General features: G+C 68.0%; 10 protein-coding genes. 3 read left to right on the plus strand and 7 right to left on the minus strand.

The window, feature by feature from the left end; genetic code table 11:
* Positions 1-19 precede the first annotated feature (19 nt).
* Genes ACT3TD_RS01545 through ACT3TD_RS01565 form a run of 5 tightly spaced genes read right to left on the minus strand, consistent with a single transcriptional unit; the run spans position 20 to position 5,851 of the window.
* Positions 20-1,165, minus strand: a complete 1,146-nt coding sequence (locus tag ACT3TD_RS01545; RefSeq protein WP_301443043.1) for an acetyl-CoA C-acyltransferase — start codon at positions 1,163-1,165, stop codon at positions 20-22.
* A gap of 3 nt (positions 1,166-1,168) precedes the next feature.
* Positions 1,169-1,981: an SDR family oxidoreductase gene (locus ACT3TD_RS01550; protein WP_441578800.1), complete on the minus strand. Its 813-nt coding sequence runs from the start codon at positions 1,979-1,981 to the stop codon at positions 1,169-1,171.
* Positions 1,978-3,489, minus strand: coding sequence for an AMP-binding protein (locus ACT3TD_RS01555; RefSeq protein ID WP_441578801.1), 1,512 nt, complete (start codon positions 3,487-3,489; stop codon positions 1,978-1,980). The genes ACT3TD_RS01550 and ACT3TD_RS01555 overlap by 4 nt, the downstream gene beginning before the upstream one ends.
* Before the next feature lie 5 nt (positions 3,490-3,494).
* Entirely contained in the window at positions 3,495-4,940 is a 1,446-nt protein-coding gene (locus ACT3TD_RS01560) for an MFS transporter (protein ID WP_301443079.1), read from the minus strand.
* Positions 4,941-4,945: 5 nt separating this feature from the next.
* The gene (locus tag ACT3TD_RS01565) at positions 4,946-5,851 is read right to left on the minus strand and encodes an SDR family NAD(P)-dependent oxidoreductase (RefSeq protein WP_441578802.1); all 906 of its coding nucleotides are present in this window, start codon (positions 5,849-5,851) and stop codon (positions 4,946-4,948) included.
* A 290-nt stretch (positions 5,852-6,141) separates the two neighbouring features.
* Here ACT3TD_RS01565 and ACT3TD_RS01570 point away from each other — a divergent pair, with 290 nt between their 5' ends.
* Positions 6,142-7,329 carry an acetyl-CoA C-acyltransferase gene (locus tag ACT3TD_RS01570; RefSeq protein ID WP_301443077.1) on the plus strand — a complete coding sequence of 396 codons (1,188 nt, stop codon included), beginning with the start codon at positions 6,142-6,144 and terminating at the stop codon, positions 7,327-7,329.
* A 29-nt stretch (positions 7,330-7,358) separates the two neighbouring features.
* Here the strand turns inward: ACT3TD_RS01570 and ACT3TD_RS01575 are convergent, their stop codons facing one another.
* Both ACT3TD_RS01575 and ACT3TD_RS01580 read right to left on the minus strand, forming a co-directional pair.
* On the minus strand, positions 7,359-8,012 hold the full coding sequence (locus ACT3TD_RS01575) for an enoyl-CoA hydratase-related protein (protein WP_301443076.1): 654 nt from the start codon (positions 8,010-8,012) through the stop codon (positions 7,359-7,361).
* Positions 8,013-8,122: 110 nt separating this feature from the next.
* On the minus strand, positions 8,123-10,420 hold the full coding sequence (locus ACT3TD_RS01580) for a glycoside hydrolase family 3 C-terminal domain-containing protein (protein ID WP_441578803.1): 2,298 nt from the start codon (positions 10,418-10,420) through the stop codon (positions 8,123-8,125).
* 185 nt (positions 10,421-10,605) lie between these two features.
* Between ACT3TD_RS01580 and ACT3TD_RS01585 the strand changes: the two genes are divergently transcribed.
* Both ACT3TD_RS01585 and ACT3TD_RS01590 read left to right on the plus strand, forming a co-directional pair.
* Positions 10,606-11,157: a gluconokinase gene (locus ACT3TD_RS01585; protein WP_441578804.1), complete on the plus strand. Its 552-nt coding sequence runs from the start codon at positions 10,606-10,608 to the stop codon at positions 11,155-11,157.
* Positions 11,158-11,180: 23 nt separating this feature from the next.
* Entirely contained in the window at positions 11,181-12,563 is a 1,383-nt protein-coding gene (locus ACT3TD_RS01590; RefSeq protein WP_301443081.1) for a GntP family permease, read from the plus strand.
* The last annotated feature ends 23 nt before the right edge of the window (positions 12,564-12,586 follow it).

Below are 12,586 nucleotides of genomic sequence, written 5' to 3' on the forward strand. Positions count from 1 at the left end.
TATACGTTCCCTGAGCCGCTCACCCCTCTAATTCGAGGAGCCCCGCCGCACCCATGCCGCCGCCGATGCACATGGTCACGACCACGTACCGCGCTCCGCGCCGACGGCCCTCACGCAGGACATGTCCCACCATGCGCGCACCGCTCATGCCGTAGGGGTGACCGATGGCGATGGCCCCGCCGTTGACGTTGTACTTCCCCGGGTCAATGCCCAGCCGGTCACGGCAGTACACCGCCTGGGACGCGAAAGCCTCGTTGAGCTCCCACAGGTCGATGTCGTCAACGCTGAGCCCGTGCTGCTCGAGCAGCCTGGGGACGGCGAACACGGGGCCGATGCCCATCTCGTCGGGTTCACAGCCTGCGACGGCGATGCCACGGTAGGTGCCCAAGGGCTCCAGCCCGCGGCGCGCCGCCTCGTCCTTCTCCATGAGCACCACCGCGGCCGCACCGTCCGAGAGTTGGGAGGCGTTGCCCGCCGAGATGGTGGCAGCGTGGCCGTCGCGGTCAGGGAGCACCGCCTTGAGCTTCGCCAGGCCCTCGGCCGTGGTGGTGGGCCGGTTGCCTTCGTCGAGGGAAAGCCCGCCAGCGGGCACGATCTCCTCGTCGAAGATGCCAGCCTCCTGGGCGGCGGCGGTCCGACGCTGCGACTCCAGCGCGTACTCGTCCTGTTCCTCCCGGGAGACCCCGAACCGCTCCGCGACATTCTCGGCGGTTTCGAGCATGGAGATGTAGACGTCGTGACCGTTCTCCCGGAGCCACGGGTCGACCGCACGGTAGGTGTTGCGGTGCTCGTTCTGCACCAGGCTGATCGACTCCACCCCACCACCGACGGCGACCTGCAGACCGTCGACCATGATTTCCTTGGCAGCAGTAGCTACCGCCATCAGGCCGGACGCACACTGCCGATCTACGGTCATCCCAGGCACCGTTACCGGTAGCCCGGCACGCAAGGCGGCCTGACGTGCGACGTTGTACCCGGTGGATCCCTCCTGCATCGCGCAGCCGAGGATGACCTCCTCGACGTCCGACGGATCGAGACCGGCACGCTCCACCGCCTCGGCGATCGCCAGCCCCGCGAGCTCCTGGCCCTGGGTGTCGTGGAAGGCGCCCTTATAGGCACGGCCGATGGGGGTTCGGGCGGTCGAGACCACCACTGCTTCTCTCATGGTCTAGTTCTCCTGGATATCGGTGTTCTCGGGGCTGTACATGGCGACGGACATGGTGGACGTCAGCCCGCCGTCGAGCGGAATGGTGGTGCCGGTGATGAAGGAACTCGCTGGTGCGAGGAGGAACGTCGCCAGGGCAGTGATGTCCTCCGCCCGGCCGATCCTGCCGAGCGGATTGGCGTTGCGCATCTCCTCGCCGTGGTCGTCGAGCACCCACTTCATCATCTTCGTGGGGAAGGGGCCCGGCGCGATGGAGTTCACCAGAATTGACGGCGCCAGCGTTGCCGCCATGTGTTTGGTGAGGTGATGCACAGCGGCCTTGGACGCGGAGTAGGCGTAGTTCTCGTAATTCGGTACGGCGAGGCCATCGATCGACCCGATGTTGATGATGCGCGAGGGGCCCTTTCTGCTGGCCTCCAGTAGCGGACGCAGCTGCTGCGCAAGCAAAAATGGGGCCTTGACGTTCACGCCCATGACCTTGTCCCAGGCGTGGGCCGGAAAGTCATCGAAGGGGGCACCCCACGTGGCACCAGCATTGTTGACCAAACCGTCGAGGTGATCGGTGATGCTGGCGACCTGCTCGGCGAGGTCGCGGCACCCGTCCTCGGTAGAGATGTCCGCGGCGATGGCGTGGACGTCGCCGAAATCGCCGAGGGCCTGCCCCGCCTCCTCCGCAGCGTCCGCCTTACGGGTGGATATCAGGACGGTCGCACCGGCGAGCAGCAGTCCTTCCGCGAGCATCCTGCCGATGCCGCGTGCACCACCGGTGACCAGGATGGTCCGGTCGGAGATGTCGAAGAGCTCGGAGGCGGTCATGACGCCAATCCCTCCGTCCCAGCGGCGCCGACGGACACTGCGGCGAGCCGTGCGGAGCGCAGCGCCGGACGCCGAACCTTCCCTGCGTCGTCACGAAGCTGTTCACCGACGGTCTCGAATGTCCGCGGGACCTTGTTACGTGACAACCGGGACGTCAGGAACCCGAGCAGCTGCTCGTCATCGATCCGTGTCCCCGTGGTGTTCATGATGGCGTGCAGCCGGTTGCCCGCGCGGTCATCGGGCAAGCCGATAACCACGGCAGTCAGCACGTCCGGGTGCTCCATCATGGCCGCCTCAACCTCGGCGGGGTAGATGTTCACTCCACCGACGGTGACCATGTCGGACCGCCTGTCGTGCAGGTACAAGTATCCGTCCTCATCGAAGTGCCCGACGTCGCCCAGGGACGACCAACCGTTGTGCGTCCTCGGTTCCGCACCGATGTAGCGGTACGTCGCCGGCATGCCGTCCTCGGGACGCATGTACACTTCGCCGGGCACTCCGGGGTCCTGGATCTGGTTGCCGTCGTCGTCCAGCAGGACCATTCGACCCCAGGTCACCTGCCCGATTGACCCAGGATGGTTGAGCCATTCGTCACCACGGATCGTGCATCCAGCCTCCGCCTCGGTACCAGCGTAGAGTTCCCAGAGGCGCTCGGCACCGAGCCACTCGATCCACTCCCGCTTCAGCCAGGCCGGGCACGGCTCGGCACAGTGCCAGAATGACCTCACCGACGACAGCGAGTAGGACTCGCGGATGTCCACGGGCAAGGCGAGGATACGGCGCATCATGGTCGGGACCAGGTAGATCCAGGTGGCGGCGAACCGGTCACTCTCCGCCAGCGTCCCCTCGGCGTCGAACCGATCCAGCAGGCAGACGGTTCCACCGCGGAAGACCGTGCACAGTGTCACGCTCAATGGGGCGTTGTGGAACAGCGGGGCGGTGATCAACGATCGCTCGCGCGGTCCGACTCCCCAGAAGGTCTGGTCGGCCTCCGCGGTCACCGCCTCGCGACCGGACATGATGATCTTCGGACGCCCGGTGGAGCCTCCGGAGACCGGGGCCTTCCAGGACTTCGCGGTCTGCGCCTCAACTGCCTCTGCCGACCATGCCGTGGACAGTTCGGCAAGGGTGGCAACTGCACTGGCCCCGGCGAGAGCTCCCGCTCCTTCGGGAACGATGACCGCAGCCGGTTCCCCGAGGTCGAGAATTGCGGACAGCTCACGCGCTGTCATCCTCGGTGAGAGCACCTGTGGGCTAGCCCCGGCCTTGTAGCAGGCGAACACTGCGAGAATGAGGTCAGTGGAGTTCGGCAGAAGGATAGAGACGATACGTCCCGGTTCCGCCCCGCGTGCTGTGAGGCCACGGGCAGCCCGGTTGCTCCCCTCCTCCAGCTCTTGCCAGGTAAGCGAGCGTCCGCCCGCCTCCACCACGACCGTGTCGGGCATTTCCGCGGCGTAGAAGCCGGGGATCGCCGACAGCGGAAAGCCGAGCTCGGGTTCTCTGGTCATGTCACTCATTTGTCCTCCTCGAGGATCTCGCCGTCACGGACGAGCCGATCGTTCACGTCCGCCTGCCGGAACGTCGTCCCGGTCTTCGCCGCCTGGGCGGCCTCCTTTGCCATCACCTGGTCCTCCTTCTTCAGGGCCCGTCCGAGTGCGATAGACAGCAGGCCACCGACTATGGAGACTCCGATGATGATCCAGAACCCGGTGGTCGGAGTACCCGACGCGGTCTCCGCCAGACCAAAGACGTAGGGTCCGACGAATCCTCCGGTGAGCCCGACGGTGTTGATGAACGCCAGGCCGGCCGCTGCCATGAGGCCGGTCATCCGCGGCATCGCCACAGACCAGAAAAGCGGGAGAGTTCCGATGAACAGAAAGCCGAGAACACCGATCAGGATGATCCGAAGCACGGGCGAGGAGGTCATTAGAAATGCCGCTGCGGCGACGGCACAGCCAATGGCGAGGATTCCGATGATGGCGGACTCGTTGGTGTATCGCTTCGCGATTCGGGGAATCACGAGGACACCCACCGTGCCACCGATTCCAGTAACTCCACTGAGTAGACCGATGGTGAAGCTGCTGCTGATGTTCATCTCCTCGATGATGGAGGGGACGTTGAAAGTCACACCGTTGTTCGTGACCTGATTGAGGAAGTAGATGAGCCCCACGAGCAGGATGAACGGGCGCCCGAAGGCGACTTTGAAATTGCCTCTGAGCGAATGCCGTTCATGCGCCTCATCACCGCCGGTCGCCGCCTCCGTGAGAGCATCGGCCTCCTCCTGACTCAGCCAGTCCGCTTTCTGAGGCTTGTCCGGCAGCATGAACAGGACGACTAGCCCCACGAGGATGGTCAGCAGGCCCTCGACGAGGAACATCCACTGCCAACCATGGAGCCCCGCCGTGTCCTGCATACCCATCAGGGCACCGCCCAAGGGAGCTCCGAAGAACATCCCAAGGGTAGCGGCAAGATAGGTGTACCCGATTGCGGTCGCGCGGTCCTTCTGCGCGAACCACTGCGTGATCATGAACATCATCGCCGGGAACAGACCCGCCTCAGCCGCACCAAGGAGCATGCGCAAGAGGTAGAAGGTGAAGTCGTTGGTCACGAACATCATCAGTGCGGTGACCGTTCCCCAGCTCGCCGCGATGCGGAAGATCCACCGACGAGGCCCGACGCGGTACATGATGAGGTTGCTGGGAACCTCGAGGAAAGCGTAGGTGATGAAGAACAGTCCGGCTCCCAGACCGAATGCGGCGACACTGATGCCGACATCCGCCTGCAGGTGCGTCTTCGCCATCGCGATATTGGTGCGGTCCACATAGGACATGAAGTAGGCGAGGCACAGGATGGGCAGCAGCCGGAGCATAGCCTTCCTCGTGGCCAGTGCGTGGATGCCACCAGTGGACTTGTCGCCTCGGCTGGGCTCTCGGACTGCCGGAGGATTCTTGATCGACATCGTGCTCACCTCCCCAGTCCGGCGGCTGCGCCTGCGGTCACGGAGCCCGAAGCTTCCTTGGCCAACTGCACATACAGTGCCGTCTGGTCGAATGCGGACCCGAGGGTGTGCGGGTCCCCGAGATCGGAGATCCTGTCCCAGTTGGCAGCAACGCCTTCGGCCGTGCACTCCTCCGCTGGCAGGGCCACCGGCTCTGCCTCGACCATGCGGGAGACCGCGAAGACACCGGCACCGGCACCAAGGATCACCCCGGTCGGGGCGTCCGGCGAGACGAGGAAAACGGCACCGGGAGCGACCGTCTCTGGGCCGAGCTGCGCTGCAGCGTCCTCCTCGATCAAGCCCGCTGTCATCCGGGTTGCGGCGGTAGGAGCGAGCGCGTTGACCCGGATTCCCTTTCGCTCTCCCTCGATGGCCAGGACGTTGGCGAGTCCGACGAGTGCGGACTTCGCCGCACCGTAGTTCGCCTGGCCGAAGTTCCCGTAGATTCCGGAAGCCGAGGTTGTCATCAGGATGCGCCCGTAGCCCTGCTTGACCATGTGCGGCCAGGCGGCCTTCGTGCAGTTCACGGAACCCATGAGGTGAACATCAACGACCTTGCGGAAATCGTCGAGGTCCATCTTCGCGAACGTCTTGTCGCGCAAGATGCCAGCGTTGTTGACGAGGATGTCGACCCGGCCCCATCGCTGTACGGCCTCGTCGACCATCGCGGCGGCCGCCGTCGCATCCGAGACATCAGCGGACGAGGCGACGGCCTCTCCTCCGGCTGCGGCGATCTCGGCGACGACTGCGTCGGCGGCACCGAGGTCGTTGACCACGACCTTGACTCCCCGGGACGCCAGGTCGAGGGCATGGGACCTGCCCAGACCTCCGCCGGCACCGGTGATCACGGCTACTTGTCCTTCAAAGTTCACGGTTGCTCCTTATCGCGTTTACCTGCAGTACTCCCGAGTATTATGTGTCACAGGTCTCATATATGTCAAGGAGATTATCTACCTCACAAAATCTCTTTGCGGGCGACCTGCGGGAGGTCCAGCAACCGGCCAAGGTGGTTTATGGGAGTAGAAAGATGCTGATTGCATTGCACCCCCTTCACCCCCGAACCCATGCCTGACCTGCGGCACAAGAGAACACTGGAGGGGGCGCGGGGCACCCCGGGTGACCGTGCACGAACACTCACCTCATATCCGGAGGAGCACCAGTCATGACCGCTTTGATCGCGAGCTACGCCCGCACCCCGTTCACCAAGTTCACGGGGCAGCCCCACGACCTTCTCGCCGACCAGCCCGCCACCGCGTTGGGCTCGCACGCCGCGAAGGCCGCGATCGAACGCGCCGGCATCACCCCCGACCAGATCGACCAGGTGGTCTTCGGGCAGGTCATGCAAGCCGGCGCGGGCGAGAACCCCGCCCGCCAGACCGCCGCCGGGGCAGGCGTGCCGAAGACGGTCCCCGCCATCACCCTGAACGCCGTCTGCCTGTCCGGCCTCGAGGCCGTCGCCCAGGCCGCACGCCTGATCAACGCCGGCGAGGCGGAGATCGTCCTGGCCGGTGGCCAGGAGTCGCACTCCCAGGTGCCGCACGTGATCAACCTGCGTGCCTCAGCCGGACGCGGCGACGCCACCCTCGTGGACCTCATCGACCTCGACGGCCTGCAGGACATGTTCTACAACATCAACATGGTCCAGCTCACCGAGCAGGGCAACAAGGAACTCGGCGTCTCCCGTGAGGAACAGGACGCCTACACCGTGGAGTCGCAGCGCCGTGTGGCCGAGTTCGCCGACTGGCGCAACGAGGAGATCGCGCCCTTCCCCGGCGCCGCGAAGGACGGCGGCGACCTGGCCTCGGACAACAGCGGTCACGCGGGGACCACCATGGAGGGCCTGGCGAAGCTGCGCCCGCTGCTCGGTGGCGAGAAGGACACCATCACCCCCGGGAACACCGGTCCGCTGGCCAACGGTGCCGGCGCACTCGTGATCGTCAGCGAGGAGGCCGCCGAGAAGTACGGCATGACCCCGATCGCCCGCATCGAGGCGACCGCCTTCGTCGCCGGCCCCGAGGACAACACCTACCTGCACTCCCAGCCGTCCCACGCCATCTCCGCCGCCCTGGAGAAGATCGGCGCCACCCCGGACGAGCTCGTCGCCGCCGAGATCAACGAGCCCTTCGCCCTCGTCGGCCTGCAGTCGGCCCGTGACCTGGGCCTGGCCCCCGAGGTCGTGAACCCGCACGGTGGTGCGCTCGGCCTGGGCCACCCGCTGGGCGCCACCGGCGCCCGCATCATCGGCACCCTCGCCCGCGAGCTTAAGGACGCCGGCCCCGGCTCCCTCGGTGCCGCCGCGGCCTGCGGTGGCGGCGGTCAGGGCAGCGCCGTGCTGCTGCGCGCGCTCTGACTTGAGCGTCCTGAGACGGCACCCGCCTCCTAACCGCGCAGTTCCTCGAGCAGCGGAGCGTACATCCGCGCCTTGATCGTCGCCAGGGTGTCCCCCGCCTTGCCCGTCTGCGCGGCGGCGAGGTCCACGGCGGTGGGCAGCACGTCCTGTTCGTCGACGGCGCGGTCGACCACTCCGGACGCCGCGGCGCCCACCCCGCCGAAACGCTCGGAGGTGACCATGGCCCGGTGTGCGACCTGGCGGTCCAGCCGCTCGCGCACCAGCGACGACATACCGTCGGTGAAGGGGATGCCGATGTCTGCCTCCGGCAGGCACCAGAACCCACGGTCGGCACGCATGACCCGCAGGTCGTGGGCCAGGGTGAGCATCGCGCCGGCGGCGTAGGCGTGCCCCTGCACGGCGGCGACGGTGACCACCGGCAGCGACAGGATCCGGGCGTAGAGGGCCTCCACGCTGTCGAGGTAGTCGGCGCGCTGGTCCTGGTGGTCCTCGAGCCACTCCAGGTCCAGGCCGTTGGAGAAGAACTTGCCGGTGGCGGTGGTGACCAGGGCACGGGGCCCGGTGGCGGCGCCCACCTCGTCGAGCAGGGCGGTGACCTCCTCGACCCAGCTCGGGTGGAAGCGGTTCTCGGTGTCGCCGAGGTCGAGGACGAAGACGTCGTCGCGGCGGGCAAGAGTGGGCACAGTGGGCACAGTTTTCCTCACGGGTCGGCGGGCAGGTCGGCGGGCGGTGACTCCCCCAGTGTCGCAGGTGCGCTCCGCCGCCGCCCCGTCTTAACCGTGATTACCCGTGATTAACCGTGATTCGCCCGCTCGAGCAGTTCCTCGAGCTGTTCACGCGTCACCGAGCCGCCGCTCAGTCCCGCGACGCGGTCCAGGGGGATCGACGACATCAACGTCACCACGTCGACGCCTAACCCGTCCCCACCGGATTCACCGTCCCCGCCGAAGACGTTGCCCAGCGACTCCGCCACCGACGGCACCGCCAGCGCCTCGCCGAGGGTGGACTCCAACGTGAGCGGCACGCGGACCTCCTCACCCTCGAGGTCGACCTCCACGGATCCGCGCAGGTCCCGGCTGGAGGATCCCAGGTGCACCACGTATCGGCCCGGTTCCAGCACGAAGCGGTCGACCCGCACGTCCCAGTACTCCAGGTCACGGCGGTCCAGGTGGATCTCGATCTCCTCGCTCGCACCGGGTTCCAGGGTCACCGACCCGAAGCCTGCCAGCGCCCGCTCCACCCTGACCTGCGAGGAGTCCGGGACGGCGACGTAGGCCTGGACGACCTCACGTCCCGCGCGGCGTCCCGTGTTGGTCACCGTGACCGTGACGGTGATGCCGTCCCCGTCGTCGTCGGGCTGCCCGTAGACGTCGTCGTAGCGGAAGGTGGTGTAGGACAGCCCGTGGCCGAAGGGGTAGGTGACGCGCAGGTTGCGGGCGTCGTACCAGCGGTAGCCCACGAACAGGCCCTCGCTGTAGCGCACGTGGCCGTGCTCCCCGGGGAAGTCCAGGTAGGACGGGTTGTCGGCGAGCCGGGTGGGCAGCGTCTCGGTGAGTTTTCCGGAGGGGTTGACCGTCCCGGTGAGCACGTCGGCGATGGCCGCCCCGCCGCCCTGGCCGAGCAGGTTGGCGTCCAGGATGGCCGGCGCGAGGTCGCTGACCTCCCCGAGCTCCAGGGCACCGCCGTGCGACAGCACGACCACCACCCGGTCCTGTACGGCGCGCACCGCCCGCAGCAGTCCGAGCTGTTCGGCGGGCAGGCCGAGGTCGGTGCGGTCGAGCCCCTCGGTCTCCTGGTCGGGCGACAGGCCGAGGAAGACCACGGCGACGTCGGCGTTGGCGGCGTCCTCCACGGCCTCGGCGAGCAGCCCGGCGTGGCGTCCCGAGCCGTCCGTGGTGAACCCGGCGGCGTAGGTCACCGGCGCGGCGATCCGCTCCTTGAACAGCTCCAACGGCGAGTCGACCCGGGTCGGGTTCACGTGCGAGCTGCCCGCCCCCTGGTAGCGCGGCTCCGCGGCGAAGGCGCCGATGACGGCGACGGAGCCGGTCACGCCGGACGCGGCGATGGGCAGGATGTGGCGGCCGTCGGCGTCGTCGTTCTTGAGCAGGACGATGGACGCCGCGGCTGCCTCGCGGGCAAGGGCGTGGTGTGCCTCGGCGTCCACCGCGGCCCCGTCACCGCCGGACGCCTCCTGTGCCTCCTGTGCCCGGCGCGCCCGGGCAGCCAGGCGCGCGACGCGTCCTGCGGCGGTGGTGACGACGTCCTCGTCGAGCTCACCGGCCTCGACGGCGGCGACGACCTCGTCGTCGGACGCCCCACCGTCCGAGGGCATCTGCAGGTCCAGACCCGCCGCGACGGCGGCCACCCGGCCACCGACGGCGCCCCAGTCACTGACGACGACCCCGTCGAAACCCCACTCGCCGCGAAGGACGTCGGTGAGCAGGTCGCGGCGGTGGCGCACCGGCACCCCGTTGACGGCGTTGTAGGAGCACATGACCGTCCAGGGGCGGGCGTCCTCCACGATCCTGCGGAAGACGCGCAGGTAGACCTCGCGCAGCGGCCGGGGGTCCACGTCGGAGCTGGCGCGCATCCGGTCGTGCTCCTGGTTGTTCAGCGCGAAGTGCTTCAGGCTCGCACCCACTCCCCCACCCTGCAGGCCGGTGACCCAGGCGGAGCCGAGCACGCCGGACAGGTGAGGGTCCTCGGAGTAGTACTCGAAGTTGCGCCCGCCCAGGGGCGATCGTTTGATGTTCACGCCGGGGCCGAGCAGCACCTGGACGTCCTCGGCGCGGGCCTCGGCGGCCAGGGCGGCGCCCACGCGTTCGAGGAGTTCCGGATCCCAGCTCTGGCCGAGGCCGGCCGCCGGCGGGAAGCACGTGGCCGGCACGCTGCCGGCCAGGCCCAGGTGGTCCACCCCGCCGGTCTGCTTGCGCAGGCCGTGCGGGCCGTCGGTGAGGGTGACGGAGGGGATGGTGCCCTGCGCTCCGTCCACCTCCCTGGTCTGCCAGAAGTTGCGGCCCGATCCCAGGGCGGCCCGGTCGGCGAGGGGCAGTGCTGATACGTCGGGAGCATCGGTGGTGTGGTGGCTCATGGGTCCTTTGTACGGGGAATCTTCACCGGATGTGGTGCGGGCCACTCGCCCCTCCGGGGAAATCAACATGAAGGGGCATGAAGACAGGCGAAGACACAGAGACGGCCATAATCGGAACCTTCCGCGGCGGGGTCGTCAGGGGTACAGTCTCGGCAAGACCACCCGTCCAACCAGAAACGAGTGCCATGTCCGACACACCCCGTCCCCGCCCCGTCCACCTCGTCATCATGGGCGTCAGCGGAAGCGGCAAGACAACCATCGCCGAACAGCTCGAGCTGCGCACCGGCGTCCCCTACGCCGAGGCAGACGTGTTCCACCCCGAGGCGAACAAGAAGAAGATGGGCTCCGGCCAGCCCCTCAACGACGACGACCGTTGGCCCTGGCTCCACGAACTGCGCGACTGGATGACCTCCCAGGCGGAGAAGGGCCACTCCACCATCGTGACCTGCTCGGCGTTGAAGAAGTCCTACCGTGACGTGCTCCGCGAGGCCGTCGGCGACGAGTTCTTCGTCCTGCTCGACGCCCCGGAGGACGTGCTCGCCGCGCGCATGGAGGTCCGCAAGGGCCACTTCATGCCGGCCTCGCTGCTGCGCTCGCAGCTGGACACCCTCGAGGGCCTCGCCGACGACGAGAACGGCCTCACCGTGGACGCCACCGACACCCCCGAGGCCCTCGCCGACGAGGTGCTGGCACTCAGCGCGTTGGCCACACTCGCCCACGAGGGTGGCCGACCGTGACACCCGCGGCGGACGGTCCCCTCCTGCTCGCCGCCGACGCCGCCGACGCCACAGCTTCGACCGCCGGCGAGGGCCAGCTGGTCGCCGCCGCCGTCGTCGGCATCGCCCTGATCATCGTGCTGATCGTCTGGGCGAAGCTGAACCCCTTCCTGTCGTTGATGATCGGTTCGGCGGTGCTGGCGCTCGTCGCCGGCACCCCGCTGGTCGAGGCGTTCGGCAGCTTCACCGAGGGCTTCGGCGGCACCGTCGGCGACGTCGGCGTGCTCATCGCCCTGGGTGCGGTGATCGGCCAGTTCCTGGTGAAGTCCGGCGCCGCCGACAGCATCGTCGACGCCTTCCTGGACCGCACCAGACCCGCGCTGCGCCCCTGGGTCATCGCCGGGCTGGCGATGCTGCTGGGCATCCCGCTGTTCTTCGAGGTCGGCATCGTCCTGCTGATCCCGGTGGTCATGCTGGCAGCGCGCCGGTCCCAGCTGCCGGTGATGCTGCTGGGTATCCCGGCCCTGGCCGGCCTGTCCGCCCTGCACGCCCTGGTGCCGCCGCACCCGGGCCCGCTGATCGCGGTGAACGCCCTGGGCGCGAACCTGGGCCTCACCCTGGCCCTGGGCCTGCTGGTCGCGATCCCCGTCGTGGCGATCGCCGGCCCGCTGTCGGCGAAGGTGATGGCACGGTGGGTGCCGATCGAGGCCCCGACCTCCATCTCCGGGCAGGACGTCACCGTCGTCTCCGACGAGGACCGTCCGTCCGTGGGACGCGGCCTCACCGTGGTGCTGCTGCCGGTGGTCATGATGCTCTCGCGCACCGTGGTCGAGTCGCTGCAGGTCTCCGAGGATTCCGTGGTCTACAAGACCTTCGAGTTCCTCGGCGAGCCGATCGTGGCCCTGCTCGCCACCGTGCTGGTGGCGATGTTCTTCCTCGGCTTCGGTGTGGGACGCACCCGCCAGGAGGTCTCCGACCAGGTCGGCGGCGCCTTCGGCCCGATCGCCGGGGTGATCCTCATCGTCGGTGCCGGCGGCGGATTCAAGCAGACCCTGGTCAACACCGGGGTCGCCGACGTGGTCGGCCAGTGGGTGCAGGCCGCCCCGGTCTCCCCGCTGATCGCCGGCTGGCTGGTCGCGGTGTTCATCCGCCTGGCCACGGGTTCGGCGACGGTGGCCACCGTCACCGCGGCCGGGATCATGGCACCGGTCGCCGCCGGCATGGGCTCCACCGAGGTCGCCCTGCTGGTCCTGGCCGTCGGCGCGGGTTCGGTGTTCTTCTCCCACGTCAACGACGCCGGCTTCTGGCTCGTCAAGGAGTACTTCGGCATGACCGTGCCGCAGACGCTGAAGACCTGGTCGTTGATGGAGACGATCCTCTCCGTGGTCGCCCTGGCCGTGGTGATGCTGGTCCACCTGATCATCTGACCGGTCGTCAGAACCGTCCCGTC

Origin of the sequence: Corynebacterium sp. AOP36-E1-14, from assembly GCF_052377495.1 — a bacterium.
In the GTDB taxonomy this organism is placed as follows: domain Bacteria; phylum Actinomycetota; class Actinomycetes; order Mycobacteriales; family Mycobacteriaceae; genus Corynebacterium.